Raw genomic sequence first — 20,647 nt, forward strand, 5'->3', positions numbered from 1 at the left:
GGGCCCTGCTGACGCGTCCTGAGGCGGGGCCCGCTCCGTTAATCGTCTGAGCGTACGTATCGGACTGAGAAGAGTGAATGTGCTCATATGCTCGTAGCTCCATAACTTCCCCCTCGTTACAGGGTGTGCGGTCCGCGGCTGGGATCGCACCTTTGCCAACAAGGAGGAAATTATGATCAAGAAGGTCGTCGCTGCTGCGGCTGTCACCGGTTCTCTGGTTCTCGCGGGTGCGGGCATTGCCGCTGCCGACGCGGGCGCGCAGGGTGCCGCCGTGAACTCCCCGGGCGTCGCGTCCGGCAATGTCCTCCAGGTCCCCGTTCACGTGCCGGTGAACGTGTGCGGCAACACGGTGTCCGTGATCGGCCTGCTGAACCCCGCCTTCGGCAACACCTGCGTCAACAAGTGACGTTGTGCCTCTACCCGTGAGGGTCTGAGCCGGGCGGCCCCGGAGTGCGCGCCATGCACTCCGGGGCCGCCGGGCGTTCCACCCCGGGCGCGACGGCGCGACCGGGTTTTCCGCAAGGCAGAGGGCAGGGGAACGAATCCATGCGACAGGTCACCCGCACGTCACTGATCACTATGGCGGCCGCGAGCGGCGTCATCGCCCTGGGCAGCGGCGCGGCGCACGCCGACTCGGGGGCTCAGGGCAGTGCGTCGAACTCGCCGGGCGTGCTGTCCGGCAACGCAGTCCAGGTGCCGGTGCACGTGCCGGTCAACGCCTGCGGCAACACCGTCACCGTGATCGGCGCGCTCAACCCGGCGTTCGCCAACCACTGCGCCAACACGGGCGGTCGGCACCGGGGCGGCGTCGGAGCGGGCGCGAAGGGTCACACCAGTGGCTCGCCCGGCGTCGGCTCGGGCAACACCATCCAGGCGCCCATCGACGTCCCCGTCACCGTGTGCGGGAACAGTGTGAACGTGGTGGGCGTCGGCAACCCGGTGTTCGGCAACGACTGCGTGAACGGCGAAAACGGCCACCCGCAGCACCCGGGTCACCCGCAGCACCCCGGTCACCCGCAGCACCCGGGTCACCCGGGCCAGCCGCAGCACCCGGGCCGGCCCCACCACCCCGGGCACCCGGGGCAGCACCAGCCGCCGTGCACGCCGGGACAGCCGGGCCACCCCGGCGTTCCGCGGCACCCCGGTCAGCCGGGCCACCCCGGCCACCCCGGTGTGCCGCAGCACCCGGTGGGCCCCATCGCGCACCAGCCGGGCGCGCCCACGCACCCGGCCGGGCCGGCGACGCCCGTCGGCACGGGTCACACCGCCGCCCCGGTCACCGCCGCCGTGGCCGCCACCGCGCGCACCGGCGCCCCGGCCGCGCTGGCGCACACCGGCTCGGACGGCATGGGCTACGCCGCCCCGGCCGCCGCGGGACTGCTGCTCGGCGGCGCGGTGCTCTACCGCCGTGGACGTGCCGCGCGCTAGCACCACGGCCGCGCCACGCGGCGGATCGGACGGAGCGGGCCCCGCACACGCGGGGCCCGCTCCGGCGTCACCCCGTGCGTGCCCACGTCACCACGTGGCACGCACCTGACGGATGATCCGCCTGCGCAGCCGCACTCGGCGGCTTCCGTCGCGACGCAGACTCAGTCGGTCCAACTCCCAGTGTCCGTACTCGGCATGGTCGGTCAGCAGACGCGTCGCTTCCTTGCGGGACACCCCGCGCGGCACGTACACGTCGACAAATTCGTATTCCGGCATCGCATCTATTGTGCGGGCAGAGGCCCGGTACGGATAGCGTCTGCACTATGTCTGATGCTGCGCAGCCCACCGCTGCCGAGGTACGTGCCGCCGCCGAGGCGGTCAAAGCCGCGCTGGACCGTCACCTCGATGCGGTGGAACGCCGCACGGGGGACGACGATCCGGACGTGTACGAGGCCTTCAACGCGCTCGCGGCGGCAGCCGAGGCGTACGACGAACGGCTCTACGACCGCTACGACGAGGTGACCCCCTTCGAGATCCCCGGCGCCGACGACTCCCTGCCGCCCTACGCGGGCCCGGAAGAACCGCACGCCCTCAGCGTCCTCATCCGGCGCGACTACGCCGTGGCCGAGCCCCAGCGGCTGCTCGCCCAGGCCCAGCGGATCACCGATCTCGATCCCGGCGTGGACGACGCCGACGACGCCGGCGTGGCCGAGCACACTCTGCCGGTGGTCGGCAGCAGCGTCCATGCCGCGCTCGGGGTGCTCTTCGGCGAGTACGAACCGGACGAAATCGCCTCGCGGCACAAGGAGTTCGGCCTGGAGGAGGGCGATTCCACGCTGTGGGTGTCGGCCGTCGACGAGCTGCCCGAGCCGGGGGAGTGGCTGAGCACGCCGTTCGATCACGCCGACCCCCAGCGCGTGGTGTGCCGCTTCGACGTGAGCGCCGTCTTCGACGAGGAGGAGCTGGAGGACGACCTCGACGACGAGGACGATCTGCGGCCCGCACCCTGACCCCCCGTTCACCACGGCCAGGGCCGCGCACCCCGCCGGGGGTGCGCGGCCCTGGCCGTGTGCGTGGGGCGCCGCCCGGCTACTCCCCGGTCTTCAGAAGACCCCGCAGCAGCGGCGCGAGCCGGGTCGTGCGCGGCGGCGGCAGGACCTCCGCGACCGCGCGGGGCAGAGCCTGGTCGACGCCGTGGACCACGGACAGATGCCGCTCCGCCCGGCCGAACGCCGTATAGACCCAGGCGCGGTTGAGCCCCTGCGCCGCGTCACCCGGCAGCACCACGACCACCGCGGGCCAGCGCATCCCGGCCGCCTGGTGCGCGGTGAGCGCCCATCCGTGCCGCAGCGCGGACTCGACGCGCTCCTTCGGTACGAGGACGGACGTGCCGGCGCAGTCGAGCCGCAGGCCCTCCGCGTCCGCCCCGACGACCGTGCCCGTCACCGTACGGCCCACGACCTCCGCGTACGCCACCCGGTCGCCCGGGTCGAAGCCGCCGAAGCGGCCGGGGCCGGGGTTGAGGCGCTGCTTCAGGGCCGCGTTCAGCGCGCGCGTTCCCGCCGAGCCGCCGTGGCCGACCGTCACCACCTGGGTCTGCTCGGCCGGGATGCCGATCGCCCGGGGGATGGAATCGGCCAGGAGCTGCACCGAGCGGTGCACGGCCTCGCCCGCGTCCCGCACGGGGACGATCACGACCTCCTTGCCGGGGGCCTCGACCTGGTTGAGCTCGCCGATGCCGATGCCGGAGACCAGCTCGCCGACCGGGCCCGGGTCGGGGACGCGGGAGGCCACCACCGGGCAGATCCGGGCGGTCAGCACATCCTGGAAGACCAGGCCGGCGCCCGCCGGGCGGAGCACGCCCGGGTCGCCGCTCAGGACGAGCCGGCAGCCGTCGGGCAGCGATTCCACGAGCATCGCCGCGGTCTCCACGTCCAGCTGTGTCGCGTCCTGCACCACCAGGACGTCCAGGGCGAGCGCGCCCTCCGCGTCCCGCCCCGGGCCGTCGGCGGACAGCAGGCCCGCGACGGTGAACGCGGCCAGCGGGCCCGTCAGTTGGGCCAGGCGGCGCTGTCCGTCCGCGGTGTGCGCCGCGCCGGCGGCCCGCAGTCCGGCGGCGGCCGCGGCCGTCACCACCGAGGCCGACTCGGCGCGCGCCGCCTCGCCGCCGGTGTGGGCGACCAGGCCGCTGCCCGCGACCGCGCGGACCAGCTCCCCGGCGTCGGGCCACACCGAACCGTCGTCCCGCACCGGTGCGTTGAGCAGCCGGGCTAGGCCGTCGGCCAGGCTCTCCTCGGCCAGCGCGTACCGGTCGAGCCCGAGCAACACCTCGACCGGCTCAGCCGGTTCGCCGTCCTCGGTCTGCGGCGCCGCCTCGTTCTGTACGTCGTCCGCGCCCTCTTCCAGGCCGGGCCGGTCCGGGAGGCCGTCCTGGAAGACCAGCACCACGCCCTCGGCGACGGCCTGCTGCACCGCCTCGTCCGGGTCGGGCACGGACCGGGCGGCCAGGGCCTTGCGCACGTCGTCCGCGAGCAGCGCGGTGTGCCCGCGCGCGGCGGCCTGTTCCAAGATCCAGCCCACCAGCGCGGCCGACCTGCGCTCGTCGTCGGGCCGGCACGCCTCGCCGAGCAGCGCCCGCGCGAAGCCGTCGGCCTGCTCGGGGCGTACCCCGGGCACCGCGAGGAGCTGCCAGGGGTCGGCGCCCAGGCGTTCGGCCGCCTGCTCACCGAGGACGCCGGTGACCTGCGCGGCCAGCGCCTCGGGCGCGCCGCCCCGGGTCAGCACGGCCCGTACGGCGGCCAGGGCCTCGGCCGATGTGGCGGGCGGCTGCGCCGGTTCGGGCGCGCGGGGGCGGGCTGCGGCGGCGTCCTGGGCGGGGCCGGGGGCGGGCCTGCGGGGTGCGGGCGGGGGGCCGGCGAAGAACGCGGCGCCCGACTTCTCGCCCTTCTCCACGGCCCGCACCGCCGCGAGCAGGTCGGCCGCCTGCCCGCTCAGCTTGGTGCCGGCCGGGATCGGCGCCTCCTTCTCGGCCTTGCGCCGCTCGATCCTGGCCCGCAACTCCCGCTGCGCGGCGAGTTCGGCGGCCGCCTCAGAAACCCCGGTCCCGTCGGCGTCAGCCCCGGCTTCCGGTTTTCCGGATGCGTCGGAGCTGGCACCGTCGGTCTCCGCATCCCCGGGCGCGTCTTGACCCGCGTCGGCCTCCGGCTCCCCGGCCGCGTCGGCGTTGGCGCCGGCATCGGTCTCGGAGCCCCGGGCCGCGTCAGCCTCCAACCCCCCGGCCGCGCCGGTGTCGGCCTCCGGCACCACGGCCGCGTCGGCAGTGGCGTCCGAATCCGGGCCGGCAACCGCGTCGGCGTCGGCGTCCGCATCCGGCCCCCCGGCCGTGCCGGCCAGCGCATCGGCCTCCGGGGTTCCAGTCGCGTCGTCGCCGGACTCCGAGGCCCGGGCCAAGTCCGCGCCGACCGCTCCCGTGGGCCCATCACCGTCACCCTGACCCGCGCCCCCGTCAGCCGCCTCCGCCCGCGCCGCCGCGACCTCCGCCACCCCCACCTCGACCGCCTCCGGCGTACCCTCCGCCACCGGCCCGGCGGGGCCGTTCGCGGTCGCGACTCGGGCCACCTCCGTCTCGGCGGGTTCGTCGGCCGTGGATCCAGGGGCCGAGCCCTGGGGAAGCGCAGTCACAGCGTGCTCCAGTCCTGATCGGGATAGCGGTGCACGGGCGCCGACACATCGTCGAGCGCCTGGCAGATCTCGTCAGGAAGACTAAGGGTCTCCACTGACAACGCCGCCGCGAGCTGGTGTGCCGTACGCGCGCCGACGATCGGCGCCACCACTCCCGGCCGGTCCCTCACCCATGCCAGCGCCACCTGAAGGGGTGTCGTGGCCAGACCGTCCGCGGCTATCGCGACCGCGTCCACGATCCGGCTCGCCGCGTCGTCCAGGTAGGGCGCGACGAACGCTGAAAGACCCTCCGACGCGCCCCGCGAGTCCGCCGGCGTGCCGTGCCGGTACTTGCCCGTCAGGACGCCCCGCCCCAGCGGCGACGAGGGCAGCAGGCCCACGCCCAGGTCGAGCGCGGCGGGCAGCACCTCGCGCTCCACCCCGCGCTGGAGCAGTGAGTACTCCATCTGGGTGCTCGCAAGGCGGGTCCGGGTGCCGGGCGCGGCGAGCTGCCAGGTCGCGGCCTTGGCGAGCTGCCAGCCGCTGAAGTTGGAGATGCCCGCATAGCGCGCCCGCCCGCTGGCGACCGCGATGTCCAGCGCCTGGAGGGTTTCGTCCAGCGGGGTCTCGCAGTCGAAGGCGTGCACCTGCCACAGGTCCACATGGTCGGTGCCGAGCCGTTCGAGCGAGGCGTCCAGCGCGCGCAGGAGGTGGCCGCGCGAACCGTCGAACCGGCGGTCGGGGTCGGGCACGCTGCCCGCCTTGGTCGCAAGGACCAGGTCCCCGCGCGGCACCAGACGCTCCATCAGCCGCCCGAGCAGATACTCCGCGTCCCCACCGCCGTACACGTCGGCCGTGTCGATCAGTGTGCCGCCCGCTTCCCAGAACCCCTTCAGGAGTTCGGCGGCGTCCTGCTCGCCGACGTCCCGGCCCCAGGTCAGGGTGCCGAGCCCGATCCGGGATACGCGCAGGCCCGTGCGGCCGAGATGCCTCTGCTCCATGGGCGCGAGATTACTGGCCAAGGGCCTGCGGGGAGAGAGCCTGTGGACAACTCGGCCCTGCCGCATCACGGCGGCGCGCGCTAGAGTCCCCGGCACAGGAACGTTACTCATGAGTAAGACGCGGGAGCGGACGCGCACGGACGCGTCCTGACGAGTAAGGGGATCGGCCATGCGGCTCGGCATCAACCTCGGCTACTGGGGCGCGGGAATGGACGGCGACAACCTCGCCGTGGCCAAGGAGGCGGACAGGCTCGGCTACGACGTCTGCTGGGCGGCCGAAGCCTACGGTTCGGACGCGCCCACCGTGCTCGCCTGGGTCGCCGCCCAGACCGAGCGCATCGACGTCGGCTCGGCGATCCTCCAGATCCCGGCCCGCCAGCCCGCGATGACCGCGATGACGGCCGCCACCCTCGACTCGCTGTCCGGCGGCCGCTTCCGCCTCGGCCTCGGCGTCTCGGGACCGCAGGTCTCCGAGGGCTGGTACGGCGTCAAGTTCGACAAGCCGCTGGCGCGCACCCGCGAGTACGTCGAGATCGTCCGCAAGGCGATGACGCGCGAGCGTCTTTCCTACGAGGGCGAGCACTGGACGCTGCCGCTGCCCGGCGGCCCGGGCAAGCCCATCAAGCTGACCGTGCACCCCGAGCGCGAGCACATCCCGCTCTACATCGCCGCGATCGGCCCGAAGAACCTGGAACAGACCGGTGAGATCGCCGACGGCGCCCTGCTGATCTTCCCGGCCGCCGAGCACATCGAGGCCACCGCGATCTCGCATCTGCGCGCGGGCCGCGAGAAGGCCGGTCTGAGCATGGAGGGCTTCGACGTCTGCCCCACGCTGCCGATCGCGCTCGGCGCCGACGCGGACGTCCCTGCGCTCGCCGACATGTTCCGCCCCTACACCGCGCTGTACGTCGGCGGCATGGGCAGCCGCAAGCAGAACTTCTACAACCAGCTCGCCCAGCGCATGGGATACGAGAAGGAAGCCGCCGAGATCCAGGACAAGTACCTCTCCGGCGACAAGGCGGGCGCGGGCGCCGCGGTGCCCCAGCAGCTCATCGACTCGACCACGCTGCTCGGCTCGGTGGAGCGCATCGCCGACCGGATGGGGGCCTACGCCGCCGCCGGTGTCACCACCCTCACCCTGGCCCCCGCCGGCTTCACGCTCGACGAGCGGCTTGCCTCGCTGCGCGCGGGCACCGAGGCGCTGGAGCGCGCGGGCCTGGCGTAAGGGGGAGGTGTGCCGCGGCCGTGGTGGGGGCTCGGGGGTCTTCCCCGCCACGGCCGTCACGCCTATCAACGCCCGGGCCGCCCGCGCGGTTACGGTGCGGGGGGCACCGCACATTCCTTCGTTCGGCCCAGCGTGGCGCGACCCCTGTTGCCGCCGCGGGTATGCCGCATTTGACTCGGTTGCGCAGAGTCCTGCGCGCACCCGGAGGTACGGCAACGATGCTCTCGGCCAAGAGCCTGTTCCAGGAAATCCTCGACCACGACGAGTCGTTCCGGCTGTTCTGCTCCATCGCGGCCAGCGGCGAGGCGCAGGGTGGCTGGGAGAACGGCCGGATCGCCGCCCTCCTGCCCGACAAGTGCCGCGACCTGGCCCCCAAGGCGGCCCGGCACGGCGCCGACGAGGACAAGCACGGCCGGATCTTCCACGCCCTCCTGAAAAGACGCGGCCTCAAGCCCGTCGACGTACCCGGCGACACCGACTACACGAGGCTGCTGGAGCGGCGCGGGATCGGCCTCGGCCACGACCAGCTCCGGCGCGAGGAACCGCTCACCGAGCGGGACGTCGTGGTCTACCTCGCGCACAGCCGCGTCACCGAGCAGCGCGCCGGCGAACAGATGCGGCTGCTGCGCAGGCACTTCGGCGACCACCCCGACATCGGGCGCGCGGTGCGGATGATCGCCGAGGACGAGGACAACCATCTCGCGTACTGCCACGAGGAGTTGCTGCGCCTGGCCCGGGCCGGGCACGGCCCCGCGATCCACCGGGCGCTGCGGGCGTGCGCCCTCGCCGAGATCCGCGTCTACCGCGACGTGAGCCTCGCCGTCATGGCCCACATGGGCCGCATCCTGGGCTGGTCCGGCGCCAAGGCGGCGCTCCTGAGGGCCGCGATCCACGCCGTGTACGCCTATGAACGGCTCGCGGGGTGGCGCCGGATGGTCACCCTCGCCATGCCGCAGCGGCGCGACGCGCTGGGCGGCCCGGCCCTGCCCGCGCCCGGCTTCGCCTGACGGGAGCGCCGGGGGCAGGGCCCGCCGCCCGGCTACAGCCAGCCGCGCCGCTTGAACAGGCGGTACAGGCCGAGTTCCAGGACCACCATCAACGCGATCAGCGCCGGGTAGCTCCACCTCCAGTGCAGCTCCGGCATGTGGTCGAAGTTCATGCCGTAGACACCGGCCAGCATGGTGGGGACCGCCGCCATCGCCGCCCACGCCGAGATCTTGCGCATGTCGTCGTTCTGGCGGACGCTCACCTGCGCGAGGTGGGCCGAGAGGATGTCCGAGAGCAGCCGGTCAAGGCCCTCCACCGCCTCGTTGGCCCGCACCAGGTGGTCGTCCACGTCGCGGAAGAACGGCTGCGAGGCGGCGTTCACGAACGGCACGCCCGCGCTTGCGAGCCGCTGCACCGGCTGCGCCAGGGGGCCCGTCGCCCGGCGGAACTCCTGGAGCTGGCGCTTGAAGGTGTAGATCCGCGACGCGGTGTTCTTCGTGTCGTCGCCGCCGCTCGGCGAGAAGATTCGCGCCTCCAGCTCCTCCAGGTCGGTCTGGAGCTCGGCCGCCACCTCGGTGTAGTGGTCGACCACGGCGTCGCTCACCGCGTACAGGACGGTCGTCGGTCCGTGCCGCAACAGCTCCGGCTCGGCCTCCAGGCGGTGGCGCACCGCCTTGAGCGGCGCGCCCTCCCCGTGCCGGACGGTCACCACGAAGCCGTCGCCGACGAACAGCATCAGTTCCCCGGTGGACACGGTGTCGCTCTCGGGCTCGTACACGACGGGCTTGAGGACCATGAACAGCGAGCCGTCATAGACGTCCAGTTTGGGCCGCTGATGGGCCTTCAAGGCATCCTCGACGGCCAGCGCGTGCAGCCCGAACTCGGTGCTGACCCGGTCGAACTCCTCCTCGGTCGGCTCATGCAGTCCCACCCAGAGGAAACTGTCGCCGGTGGCGCGCGCCTGCGCGAGGGCGTCCGAGAAGTCCTCGGGGCCCTCGGTCCGGCGGCCCTGGCGGTAGATGGCGCAGTCGACGATCATCGCGGGCATTCTCCCGTGAACGGGAGCCGCCCGCACCCGCGGGACACCGGCCGCCTAGGCTGACGCCCATGGCCACGCTGATCCTCGTACGTCACGGACGTTCCACCGCCAACACGGCGGGGGTGCTGGCCGGCTGGACGCCGGGTGTCGCCCTCGACGAGCGGGGCGCCGCCCAGGCCGCCGCCCTGCCCGCCCGGCTCGCCGGGGTGCCGCTCGCCGCCGTCGTCACCAGCCCCTTGCAGCGCTGCCGCGAGACGGTGCGCCCGCTCCTCGACGCCCGCCCGGGACTGCCGCTGCACCCCGAGGACCTGATCGGGGAGTGCCACTACGGCGACTGGTCGGGCGGCAAACTCGCCGAACTCTCCGCCGATCCGCTGATGGAGGTCGTGCAGCAGCACCCCTCCAACGCGGCCTTCCCCGGCGGCGAGTCGATGCGCGCGATGCAGGCCAGGGCCGTCGAAGCCGTACGGGACTGGAACACGCGCATCGAGACCGAGCACGGCCCCGACGCCACTTATGTCATGTGTTCGCACGGCGACATCATCAAGTCCGTCGTGGCGGACGCCCTCGGCATGCATCTGGACCTCTTTCAGCGGATCTCGGTTGAACCGTGTTCCCTGACCGTGATCCGCTACACCCGCCTGCGGCCCTATCTCCTGCGCCTGGGAGACACCGGCGACCTCGCCTCGCTGCTGCCGCGCGAGGCCCCCACGCAGGATCAGGCGGAGGTCGGTGGCGGTGCGGGAGCACCGTGATCGCTCGGCGCAGTAGGGTGGACGCGCCGAAAACCGCTGCTCCAACTCCGAACTAGGGAGACCAGAACGTGTCCCGTCAGGTGTTCTTCTACGACCCGCCGGACCGTTTCGTGGCCGGCACGGTCGGGCTCCCCGGGCGCCGTACGTTCTTCCTCCAGGCGTCGGCCGGCGGCCGCACCATCAGTGTGGCGCTGGAGAAGACCCAGGTCGCCGCGTTGGCCGAGCGGATCGACGAGCTGCTTGACGAGGTCGTGCGCAGGACCGGCGGAAACGCGCCCGTGCCCGCCGTCGCCCCGCCCGACGTCACCGACAGCGCGCCGCTCGACTCGCCGGTCGAGGAGGAGTTCCGGGTCGGCACCATGGCGCTGGCCTGGGACGGCGACGAGCAGCGCATGATCATCGAGGCGCAGGCCCTGGTCGAGCTCGACGCCGAGACCGAGGACGACCTGGCCGAGGCCGAGGAGCGGATGCTCCAGGACGAGGAGAACGGCCCGCCGATGCTGCGGGTGCGCCTGACCGGCGCCCAGGCCAGGGCCTTCGCCAAGCGGGCCCTGGACGTGGTCAACGCGGGGCGGCCGCCGTGCCCGCTGTGCAGCCTGCCGCTCGACCCGGAAGGACACGTATGCCCGCGCCAGAACGGATACCGCCGCGGAGCATGACCTCTGCCGAGCTCCTTGCCCGGGGCGAGCTGACCGTCCTCGGCCGGATCCGGGAGGCCTCCAACGCCGTCCTGTACTGCTCGGTGGCGTACGGGGACGAGAGCGCGCATTGCGTCTACAAGCCCGTCGCGGGGGAGCGGCCGCTGTGGGACTTTCCCGACGGCACGCTCGCGCAGCGCGAAGTCGCGGCGTACGAGGTGTCGCGGGCGACCGGCTGGGACCTGGTGCCGCCCACCGTGCTGCGTGAGGGGCCCTACGGCGAGGGCATGGTCCAGCTGTGGATCGAGCCGGTGGAGGGCGACTCGGGGCTGCTCGCGCTCGTGGAGGACGAGGAGCCGGCCGAGGGCTGGAAGGCGGTCGCGCTCGCGGAAGTGGGCGAGGGACGGACCGCGCTGCTCGTGCACGCGGACGACGAGCGGTTGCGGCGGCTCGCGGTGCTCGACGCGGTGATCAACAACGGGGACCGCAAGGGCGGGCATCTGCTGCCCGCGCCCGGCGGGCGGCTCTACGGGATCGATCACGGGGTCACGTTCAACGTGGACGACAAGTTGCGGACGTTGCTGTGGGGGTGGGCGGGGGAGCCGCTCACCTCGGAGGCGGTGGGCGCCTTGAAGGGCCTGGCCGAGGCCCTTCGACCCCGGGGGGTGCTTGCGGTGCGGCTTGCTTCGCTGATCACGGAGGTGGAGCTGGACGCGGTCCGGGCGCGGGTGGCGGCCCTCCTGTCCACCGGCCTGCACCCCGCCCCTTCGGGCGAGTGGCCCGCCATCCCCTGGCCCCCGGTCTGACCCCTCGCGGGCCTTGCCCGGCGGGCTTTCCCCCACCCCGCCCCTTCCCGAAACCCGCCGGGGGTGACTGCTTCGGGTGCGGGCCGTGATCGCTTCTCGCGCAGTTCCCCGCGCCCCTGGCAGGACCGGTGCAGGCCCGCATGGACCATCCAGACTGACCGGCTCTTAGCAGGGGGCCGGATTGGATGGCAAGGTGGCGGATTCGGCCAAGAGCGGGATCCGGTTCGTATCCGGAACGTGCGTCCGGTTACGCTCAAGGCATGCATGCCTGGCCCGCTTCTGAGGTCCCCGCCCTGCCCGGCAAGGGCCGCGACCTCCGGATCCACGACACCGCGACCGGCGGTCTGGTCTCCCTCGACCCCGGTCCCGTCGCCCGTATCTACGTCTGCGGGATCACCCCGTACGACGCGACCCACATGGGTCACGCGGCGACCTACAACGCGTTCGACCTCGTGCAGCGCGTGTGGCTCGACACCAAGCGGCAGGTTCACTATGTCCAGAACGTGACAGACGTGGACGATCCCCTCCTTGAGCGAGCCATCCGCGACGGCAAGGACTGGGTGGAGCTCGCCGAGGGCGAGACCGCGCTGTTCCGCGAGGACATGACCGCCCTGCGCCTGCTCCCCCCGAAGCACTACATCGGCGCGGTCGAGGCCATACCCGGCATCGTCCCGCTCGTCGAACGGCTGCGGGACGCGGGCGCGGCGTACGAACTCGAAGGGGACATCTACTTCTCCGTCGAGAGCGACCCGCACTTCGGCGAAGTCTCGCACTACGACGCCGAGTTCATGCGCGCCCTGTCCGCCGAGCGCGGCGGCGACCCCGAGCGGCCCGGCAAGAAGAACCCGCTCGACCCGATGCTGTGGATGGCCGCCCGCGAGGGCGAGCCGAGCTGGGACGGCGCCTCGCTCGGCCGGGGCCGCCCCGGCTGGCACATCGAGTGCGTCGCCATCGCCCTCGACCACCTCGGCATGGGCTTCGACGTCCAGGGCGGCGGCTCAGACCTGATCTTCCCGCACCACGAGATGGGCGCCTCGCACGCCCAGGCGCTCACCGGCGAGCACCCCTTCGCCCAGGCGTACGTGCACGCGGGCATGGTCGCCCTGGACGGCGAGAAGATGTCCAAGTCCAAGGGCAATCTGGTCTTCGTCTCGCGGCTGCGCCGCGACGGTGTGGACCCGGCCGCCATCAGGCTCTCGCTGCTCGCCCACCACTACCGGGCCGACTGGGAGTGGACCGACCAGGTCCTCCAGGACGCCGTGGACCGCCTTGGCCGCTGGCGCGCCGCCGTGTCGCGGCCCGACGGGCCGTCCGCCGACGCGCTGGTCGAAGAGGTGCGCGACGCCCTCGCCAACGACCTGGACGCGCCGGCCGCGCTCGCCGCGGTCGACCGCTGGGCCGAGGCCCAGAACGCGGCGGGCGGCACGGACGAGTCCGCCCCCGGCCTGGTGTCCCGCACCGTGGACGCCCTGCTCGGCGTCGCTCTGTAACGCCAACACGCAGGCCCGGAACCGCCCTTGGACTCCTCGTGAGTCCGGGGGCGGTTTTCTTTTTTGCTGGGTCCGCCCCATGGCCCCATGCTCGTTTGTGCGCTAAACACGCTCTATGCAATCACCAATACGCACGAGAGTGATGCTCGTGGGTGCGGCCGTGCTCGGTCTGCTCGCGGCGTTCGCCGGACCCGGCAGCGCCCAGGCCGACCCGTCCGCCGGCGCGGCGAGCGAAACCTCCGTCGGCGACGTGACCGGCTTCCGGGCCTCCCCCGGCGCAGTGTTCACGCTGCGCGCGGGCACGGCCGAGGCCCGCGTCAGCTTCGTCGCCGCCGACACCTTCCGCATCCAGCTCGCCCCGGACGGCGCCTTCACCGACCCGACGGGCTCCGACATCGTCCTGCCGCAGGGCAAGCCGCCGGCCGCCCGCTGGAAGGACAAGGGCGACCGCTACGAACTGAGCACCGACCAGGTCACCCTGCGCGCCTTCAAGTCCCCGCTGCGCTTCGCCCTGGACAAGGCGGACGGCACCCGGCTGTGGGCCGAGTCGAAACCGCTCAGCTGGACCAAGGACACCACCACCCAGACCCTCGCCCGTGGCGCCACCGAGCAGTTCTACGGCGGCGGCATGCAGAACGGGCGCGGCAACACCTCCCACCGCGACCGGACCGTCGAGGTCGGCGTCGACGACAACTGGAACGACGGCGGCCACCCCAACTCCGTGCCGTTCTACCTCTCGACGGCCGGCTACGGCGTCTTCCGCAACACCTACGCCCCCAACACGTACGCCTTCGGTGAGCCGGTCACCGCGAGCGCCAAGGAACAGCGCTTCGACGCCTACTACTTCGCCGGCGACCCCAAGCACGTCATCGGCGCCTACACCCAGTTGACCGGGAAGCCGTTCATGCCGCCGGTCTACGGGCTCGAGCCGGGCGACTCCGACTGCTATCTCCACAACGCCAACCGGGGCGAGCGCCACACCCTCGACGCGCTCAAGGTCGCCGACGCGTACAAGACCCATGACATGCCCAACGGCTGGATGCTGGTCAACGACGGCTACGGCTGCGGTTACGAGAACCTTCCCGAGACCGGCGCGGGTCTCCAGAAGGACGCGATGCACATGGGCCTGTGGACCGAGGACGGCCTCGACAAGCTCGCCGACCAGGTCAAGGCCGGCCAGCGGGTCGCGAAACTGGACGTGGCCTGGGTCGGCGACGGGTACAAGCACGCGCTCGACGGCTGCAAGGACGCCTACCGGGGCATCGAGGCCAACAGCGACGCCCGCGGCTTTACCTGGGCGCCCGAGAGCTGGTCGGGCGCGCAGCGCTGCGGCGTGCAGTGGTCCGGCGACCAGTCGGGCAGCTGGGACTACATCCGCTGGCAGATCCCGACGTACGCCGGCGCCGGCATGTCCGGGCTCGCCTACACCAGCGGCGACATCGACGGCATCTTCGGCGGGAGCCCCAAGACCTACACCCGCGACCTGGAGTGGAAGGCGTTCCTGCCCGCCGTGATGACCATGGACGGCTGGGCGGCGAGCGACAAGCAGCCCTACCAGTACGGGGAGCCCTACACCTCCATCAACCGCGACTACCTCAAGCTCAAGGAGTCGCTGCTGCCCTACATGTACTCCTACGCCCACGACGCGACGAAGACCGGCGTCGGACCGGTGCGGCCGCTCGCGCTCGAATACCCCGACGACCCGAAGGCGGCGACCGACGCCGCCAAGTACGAGTTCCTGTCCGGCGAGGACTTCCTGGTCGCGCCGGTCTACCAGGACACGGCCGTACGCGACGGCATCTACCTGCCCAAGGGCACCTGGATCGACTACTGGAGCGGGCGCACCTATCAGGGCCCGGCCACTCTCGACGGCTACAGCGCGCCGCTCGACACGCTGCCGCTGTTCGTGAAGGCGGGCGCCGCCGTCCCGATGTGGCCCGGCATCCGCTCCTACCAGGACCGCACCGCCACCTCACCGCTCGCCTGGGACATCTACCCCCAGGGCCGATCGTCCTTCCAGCTGTACGAGGACGACGGCGTGACCCGCGCGAACCGCGCCGGCGCCTTCACCACCCAGCGCGTCGACGTCACGGCGCCCCAGCGCGGCGCCGGTGACGTGCGGGTCCAAGTCGGCGCCGCCAAGGGCCGGTTCGCGGGACAGCAGACCGCGCGCCCCTACCAGTTCACCGTGCACACCGCCAGTGCCCCCGCCAAGGTGGAGATCCAGGGCCGCGCCCTCGCCCGGCTCGGCTCGAAGGCCGCGTACGACCGGGCGGGCACCGGATGGTTCTACGACGCGAGCGACCGGGGCGGGGTGGTCCTGGTGAAGACCGCGACCCTGCGCACGGACAAGGCGTTCGACGTCGAACTGAAGGGGACCAGCGCCGTGGGCGGCAAGGTTCCGGGCGCCGCGGTCACCCTTGCCGCGCCCACCGGGCAGGAGCTCGGCGCGGGCGCGGCCGGGAAGGTGGCCGTGGACGTCACGGCCGGCGCGAAGGACGCCACCGGTGTGCGGGTCTCCCTCTCCGCGCCGGCCGGCTGGACCGTGACCCCGGCGCCCGCCCTGGACCGCGTACCGGCCGGCACCACCCGGCGCGTCGAGGTGGGCGTCACCCCCGCCAAGGACGCGGGGCCGGGCGAGGTCACCCTGACCGCCAACTCCGCCTACGCCAGCGGCAGTTCGCAGCAGAGGATCGCCGTCTCGGTGATGCCCGCGCCGCCATCGGGCGACACCTGGGCCAGTGACATGGCCTGGCTGACCTCGGTCAACGGATACGGGCCCCCGGAGCGCGACCGCTCCAACGGCGAGTCCGGGGCGGCCGACGGACACCCCCTCACGCTCGCGGGCACCACGTACGCCAAGGGCATCGGCGGCCACGCCGACTCCGACATCGAGGTCTACACCGGCGGCCGGTGCACGGCCTTCACCGCCGACGTGGGCATCGACGACGAGATCAACGGCTACGGGGAAGTGGCCTTCTCCGTCGAGGCGGACGGCAAGGTGCTGTGGACCTCGCCGAAGGTGACCGGCGCCTCGGCGACGGTGGCGGTGAACGTGCCGCTCGGCGGGGCCCGGCACGTCCATCTGAAGATCACCGACACCAACAACTCCAAGTCCGGTGACCACGGGGACTGGGCCGGCGCGAAGTTCAGCTGCGCCTAGGGGGTGCTCGCGGGGCGGCGGGCGGCGGACGGAGCGACACCCGCCCGCCGCCTCGCCGTCCCGCCGCTCTCGCTGTCAGGAATCCGAGGGCTCGGCCCCGTGCCACACCGTCGTCACATTGCAGAACTCGCGGATGCCGTGCCCGGAGAGCTCCCGGCCGTAGCCGGACCGCTTCACGCCGCCGAAGGGGAAGGCGGGGTGCGACGCGGTCATCCCGTTGAAGAAGACCCCGCCGGCCTGGAGGTCGCGCACACAGCGCTCGATGTCGCCCGCCTCACGCGTCCAGACATTGGAACTCAGGCCGAACGGCGTGTCATTGGCGAGCGCCACCGCCTCGTCCAGGTCCCGCACCCGGTACAGCGTGGCGACCGGGCCGAAGGTCTCCTCGCGGTGGATGCGCATGTCGACGGTGATGTCGGCCAGGATCGTCGGCCGGTAGAACCAGCCCCGGTCCATCCCATCGGGCCGGCCGCCGCCGCACAGCGCGACCGCGCCCTTGCGCACGGCGTCCTCGACCAGTTCCTCCAGGTCATCGCGGCCCCGCTCGCTGGCCAAGGGCCCGATGTCGGTGTCCTCCTTGAGTGGGTCGCCGACGTTCAACGCCCGCATCCCGGCGGTGAACCGCTCGGCGAAGGCGTCGTAGACGTCCGTGTGCACGATGAAGCGTTTGGCCGCGATGCAGGACTGCCCGTTGTTCTGCGTGCGGGCGGTCACCGCGGTCCGCGCGGCCCGCCCCACATCGGCGGAGGGGAGCACCAGATAGGGGTCGCTGCCGCCGAGTTCGAGCACGGTCTTCTTGATCTCGTCGCCGCAGATCGCCGCGACCGAGCGGCCTGCGGGCTCGCTGCCGGTCAGGGTCGCCGCCGCCACCCGCCGGTCGCGCAGGACCTTCTCGACGCCGTCGGAGCCGATCAGGAGCGTCTGGAAGCAGCCGTCGGGAAAGCCCGCCCTGCGGAACAGGTCCTCCAGGTACAGGGCGGTCTGGGGCACGTTCGACGCGTGCTTGAGCAGCGCCACGTTGCCCGCCATCAGCGCGGGCGCGGCGAACCGCACGACCTGCCACAGCGGGAAGTTCCACGGCATCACCGCGAGGACCACACCGAGCGGCCGGTACACGACCCGGGCCCGCTCGGCGCCGGAGTCGCGGATGTCGTCCTGGTCCGGCTCCTCGTCGGCGAGCAGGGCCGGCGCGTGCTCGGCGTACCAGCGCAGCGCCTTCGCGCACTTCGCGGCCTCCGCCCGGGCCGCCACGACCGGCTTGCCCATCTCCAGGGTCATGGTGCGCGCGATGTCGTCCCGGTCGGCGTCCAGGAGGTCGGCGGCCCGCAGCACGAGCCGGGCCCGCTCCTGAAAGCCCGTCGTGCGGTAGGAGCCGAAGGCGGTCTCGGCCGTGGCCAGCCGCCGCTCCACCTCCTCAGCCCCCATGACGCCGAAGCTCTTGAGCGTTTCACCGGTAGCCGGGTTCACCGTGGCGATGGCCATGACGTACGACACCTCCTGAGGGCACGGGTCCTTCGACCTTCCCGCGCGATCGCGGGGGCCGCAACGCGGGACGGTGGCCGCGGCGGGCTCCTGTGCGGCCCGTACGGCCGACCCGTGCCCCGGGTGGAGGCGGCTATGCGCCCGGGCGCTCACTCATCGGGGGTGTCCTCGCCCGGGTCGTCCACCTTGGGCGGCTTGGGCGGCCGGGTGCGCCCACTGGAGGTGTCGCGCAGATAGGACCCGTCGGCCTCGGTGGCGGGCCCGCCCGCCGTGCCCTGGCCGGGGCCGCCGTCGCGCCGCCTGAGGTAGCGCTCGAATTCCCGGGCGATGGCCTCACCGGACGCCTCGGGCAGGTCCGCGGTGTCCCGCGCCTCCTCCAGCGTCTGCACGTACTCCGCCACCTCGCTGTCCTCGGCGGCCAGTTGGTCGACGCCCAGCTGCCAGGCGCGGGCGTCCTCGGCGAGCTCGCCGAGCGGGATCCTGAGGTCGATGAGGTCTTCGAGGCGGTTGAGCAGCGCGAGCGTCGCCTTCGGATTCGGCGGCTGCGAGACGTAGTGCGGCACCGCGGCCCACAGACTGACCGCGGGGACGCCCGCGTGGGTGCACGCCTCCTGGAGGATGCCGACGATGCCCGTGGGGCCCTCGTACCGCGTCTCCTCCAGATCCATGGTCCGCGCCAGGTCCGGGTCGCTGGTCACGCCGCTGACCGGCACGGGCCGGGTGTGCGGGGTGTCACCGAGCAGCGCGCCGAGGACCACCACCATCTCGACGCCCAGCTCGTGGGCGAACCCCAGGATCTCGTTGCAGAACGAGCGCCACCGCATCGACGGTTCGATGCCGCGCACCAGCACCAGATCGCGCGGCTTGTCGCCGCCGACCCGGACGACGGAGAGCCGGGTGGTGGGCCACGTGATCTTGCGGACCCCGCCGTCCAGCCACACGGTGGGCCGGTTGACCTGGAAGTCGTAGTAGTCCTCCGCGTCCAGCGCGGCGAAGACCTCGCCCTTCCACACCGCGTCCAGGTGCGCGATCGCGGAGGATGCGGCGTCGCCCGCGTCGTTCCAGCCCTCGAACGCGGCGATCATGACCGGGTCGACCAGCTCGGGAACGCCCTCCAGCTCGATCACCCAGTGCCTCCCTCAGAAGTTCCTTGCGTACGTCCCAACCTTACGGCTTCAGACCTACCCCGCCGCAGCCCCTGTGCACGGCCCCGTGCCGGTGGGAGTGACGCGGCGGCGCGGGGGTGACGGCCAGGGGCCCGGGCGGCGCGGCCCGGGCGCGGCGAAGGGGCGGCTCCCGGTGGGAACCGCCCCTCGCGTCAGAGCTGACGTATCGTCAGTTCTTCTTGCCCAGCAGGTCGTCGACCTTGCCGCGGATCTCGTCCGTGGCCAGACCCCGGATCGTCAGGGTCGTACGGCGGCGCAGCACGTCGTCGGCCGTCTCGGCCCACTCGTGGTCACGGGCGTAGACGACCTGGGCCCAGATCTCGGGGGCGTCGGGGTGGATGCGTTCGGCGAGCGCCGCGTCCTCGCTCGCCAGGCGCGCGATGTCGAAGGAGAGCGAACCGTAGTGCGTGGCCAGGTGCTGGGCGGTGTCGGCCGCCATGCGCGGGCCGGGCGCCGGGCCGTCCACCATCAGGCGGTGGGCGACGGCGCGCGGGTTGGCGATGCCGGGCAGCGGCATCTTGCCGGGGAGCTGCGAGATGGGCACGGACCCCTCGGCGTAGGTGCCGAGCGGGTGGCCCGGCAGCTGCTCCAGCTTCTTCATCACGGTACGGCCGATGTGGCGGAACGTGGTCCACTTGCCGCCGGCCACCGACAGCATGCCGCCGCGCCCCTCGGTGACGACCGTCTCGCGCTTGGCCTTGGAGGTGTCACCGGGACCGCCCGGCAGCACCCGAAGCCCCGCGAAGGAGTACGTGATCAGGTCACGGGACAGCTGCTGGTCCCGGATGGAGAACGCGGCCTCGTCCAGGATCTGCGCGGTGTCGGCCTCGGTGACGCCCACATCCGCCGGGTCGCCCTCGAACTCCTCGTCGGTGGTGCCGAGCAGGAGCATGTCCTCCCAGGGGAGGGCGAAGGTGATGCGGTACTTGTCGATCGGGGTCGCCAGCGCGGCCTTCCAGGGGGACGTGCGCTTGAGGACCAGGTGCGCGCCCTTGGACAGGCGTATGGAGGGAGCCGATGCCGGGTCCTCCATCTTGCGCAGGTGGTCGACCCAGGGGCCGGTGGCGTTGAGGACGAGGCGCGCGTCGACGCCGAACTCCTCGCCGTCCAGGCGGTCCTTGAGCTCGGCGCCCGTGACCCGGCCCTTGGTGAAGCGCAACCCGGTGACCTCGGCGTGGTTGAGGACGACCGCGCCGGCCTCGACGGCGGCGCGCACCGTCATCAGCGCCATGCGGGCGTCGTTCATCTGGTCGTCGCCGTAGACGGCCACGGCCTTCAGGTTGTCGGTCCGCAGCTCCGGCACGTCCGCCGAGGCCTTCGCGGGGGACAGCAGGTGGCCGACGCCGTCGCCGAAGGCGGACAGCGCCGAGTAGGCGAACACGCCCGCGCCCAGCTTGGCGGCGCCGTGCGGGCCGCCCTTGTACACGGGCAGGTAGAAGGTGAGCGGGTTGGCGAGGTGCGGGGCCACCTGACGGGACACCGCACGCCGCTCGAAGTGGTTCTCCGCCACCAGCTTCACCGCGCCGGTCTGGAGGTAGCGCAGACCGCCGTGGAGCAGCTTGGAGGAGGCGGAGGAGGTGGCGCCGGCGAAGTCGCCGGCGTCCACCAGGGCCACCCGCAGACCGGCCTGCGCGGCGTGCCAGGCGGTGGAGATGCCCAGGATGCCGCCGCCGATGACCAGGAGGTCGTACGTCGCCTTGGACAACTGCTCCCGGGTCTCGGCGCGGCTCACTGCCTTGAAGGAAGACAGGGGGGAGCCGGGCGCCGGGTGCGTCCCGACGGCAGGGACGCTCTGCAGGGTGGTCAT

At 72.8% G+C, this 20,647-nt stretch carries 17 protein-coding genes; 10 read left to right on the plus strand and 7 right to left on the minus strand.

Annotated elements, in window-relative coordinates:
• Positions 1–172: 172 nt before the first annotated feature.
• Positions 173–406: a chaplin gene (locus tag ACFYM2_RS13065; RefSeq protein WP_350229470.1), complete on the plus strand. Its 234-nt coding sequence runs from the start codon at positions 173–175 to the stop codon at positions 404–406.
• 140 nt (positions 407–546) lie between these two features.
• The gene (locus ACFYM2_RS13070) at positions 547–1,428 is read left to right on the plus strand and encodes a chaplin family protein (RefSeq protein WP_388835921.1); all 882 of its coding nucleotides are present in this window, start codon (positions 547–549) and stop codon (positions 1,426–1,428) included.
• A gap of 87 nt (positions 1,429–1,515) precedes the next feature.
• On the opposite strand, the gene ACFYM2_RS13075 is transcribed toward ACFYM2_RS13070, so the two are convergent.
• A complete protein-coding gene (locus tag ACFYM2_RS13075; protein WP_018535088.1) occupies positions 1,516–1,704 on the minus strand; it encodes a DUF5703 family protein in 189 nt (62 codons plus the stop codon).
• Between the two features lie 47 nt (positions 1,705–1,751).
• On the opposite strand from ACFYM2_RS13075, the gene ACFYM2_RS13080 reads away from it, so the two are divergent.
• On the plus strand, positions 1,752–2,438 hold the full coding sequence (locus ACFYM2_RS13080) for a hypothetical protein (protein WP_388458963.1): 687 nt from the start codon (positions 1,752–1,754) through the stop codon (positions 2,436–2,438).
• Positions 2,439–2,517: 79 nt separating this feature from the next.
• Here the strand turns inward: ACFYM2_RS13080 and ACFYM2_RS13085 are convergent, their stop codons facing one another.
• Positions 2,518–4,821 carry a helix-hairpin-helix domain-containing protein gene (locus ACFYM2_RS13085; RefSeq protein ID WP_388836226.1) on the minus strand — a complete coding sequence of 768 codons (2,304 nt, stop codon included), beginning with the start codon at positions 4,819–4,821 and terminating at the stop codon, positions 2,518–2,520.
• Positions 4,822–5,105: 284 nt separating this feature from the next.
• Entirely contained in the window at positions 5,106–6,089 is a 984-nt protein-coding gene (locus tag ACFYM2_RS13090) for an aldo/keto reductase (RefSeq protein WP_388835924.1), read from the minus strand.
• A gap of 169 nt (positions 6,090–6,258) precedes the next feature.
• Here ACFYM2_RS13090 and ACFYM2_RS13095 point away from each other — a divergent pair, with 169 nt between their 5' ends.
• A complete protein-coding gene (locus ACFYM2_RS13095) occupies positions 6,259–7,314 on the plus strand; it encodes an LLM class F420-dependent oxidoreductase (protein ID WP_359001121.1) in 1,056 nt (351 codons plus the stop codon).
• Between the two features lie 218 nt (positions 7,315–7,532).
• A complete protein-coding gene (locus tag ACFYM2_RS13100) occupies positions 7,533–8,321 on the plus strand; it encodes a ferritin-like domain-containing protein (protein ID WP_359001118.1) in 789 nt (262 codons plus the stop codon).
• Positions 8,322–8,353: 32 nt separating this feature from the next.
• Here the strand turns inward: ACFYM2_RS13100 and corA are convergent, their stop codons facing one another.
• On the minus strand, positions 8,354–9,349 hold the full coding sequence (corA, locus tag ACFYM2_RS13105; RefSeq protein ID WP_388835927.1) for a magnesium/cobalt transporter CorA: 996 nt from the start codon (positions 9,347–9,349) through the stop codon (positions 8,354–8,356).
• A 59-nt stretch (positions 9,350–9,408) separates the two neighbouring features.
• Here corA and ACFYM2_RS13110 point away from each other — a divergent pair, with 59 nt between their 5' ends.
• The 5 genes from ACFYM2_RS13110 (at position 9,409) to ACFYM2_RS13130 (ending at position 16,192) form a co-directional block, all read left to right on the plus strand.
• Entirely contained in the window at positions 9,409–10,095 is a 687-nt protein-coding gene (locus tag ACFYM2_RS13110) for a histidine phosphatase family protein (protein ID WP_388835929.1), read from the plus strand.
• Positions 10,096–10,163: 68 nt separating this feature from the next.
• Positions 10,164–10,754, plus strand: coding sequence for a DUF3090 domain-containing protein (locus tag ACFYM2_RS13115; protein ID WP_388835932.1), 591 nt, complete (start codon positions 10,164–10,166; stop codon positions 10,752–10,754).
• Positions 10,718–11,539: an SCO1664 family protein gene (locus tag ACFYM2_RS13120; RefSeq protein ID WP_388835935.1), complete on the plus strand. Its 822-nt coding sequence runs from the start codon at positions 10,718–10,720 to the stop codon at positions 11,537–11,539. Before ACFYM2_RS13115 ends, ACFYM2_RS13120 begins: the two co-directional genes overlap by 37 nt.
• Positions 11,540–11,799: 260 nt before the next feature.
• Complete coding sequence (gene mshC, locus ACFYM2_RS13125) at positions 11,800–13,029, plus strand: cysteine--1-D-myo-inosityl 2-amino-2-deoxy-alpha-D-glucopyranoside ligase (RefSeq protein WP_388835938.1); 1,230 nt, start codon at positions 11,800–11,802, stop codon at positions 13,027–13,029.
• A 115-nt stretch (positions 13,030–13,144) separates the two neighbouring features.
• Positions 13,145–16,192, plus strand: a complete 3,048-nt coding sequence (locus tag ACFYM2_RS13130) for an NPCBM/NEW2 domain-containing protein (RefSeq protein WP_388835942.1) — start codon at positions 13,145–13,147, stop codon at positions 16,190–16,192.
• A gap of 75 nt (positions 16,193–16,267) precedes the next feature.
• On the opposite strand, the gene ACFYM2_RS13135 is transcribed toward ACFYM2_RS13130, so the two are convergent.
• The 3 genes from ACFYM2_RS13135 to ACFYM2_RS13145 form a co-directional block, all read right to left on the minus strand.
• Positions 16,268–17,674 (minus strand): NADP-dependent succinic semialdehyde dehydrogenase, encoded by a 1,407-nt coding sequence (locus ACFYM2_RS13135; protein WP_388835945.1) that lies wholly within the window; start codon positions 17,672–17,674, stop codon positions 16,268–16,270.
• 149 nt (positions 17,675–17,823) lie between these two features.
• Positions 17,824–18,801 (minus strand): PAC2 family protein, encoded by a 978-nt coding sequence (locus tag ACFYM2_RS13140; RefSeq protein ID WP_359001095.1) that lies wholly within the window; start codon positions 18,799–18,801, stop codon positions 17,824–17,826.
• A gap of 208 nt (positions 18,802–19,009) precedes the next feature.
• A complete protein-coding gene (locus tag ACFYM2_RS13145) occupies positions 19,010–20,647 on the minus strand; it encodes a glycerol-3-phosphate dehydrogenase/oxidase (protein ID WP_359001092.1) in 1,638 nt (545 codons plus the stop codon).

Source organism: Streptomyces sp. NPDC006711 (assembly GCF_042869775.1).
Lineage (GTDB): Bacteria > Actinomycetota > Actinomycetes > Streptomycetales > Streptomycetaceae > Streptomyces.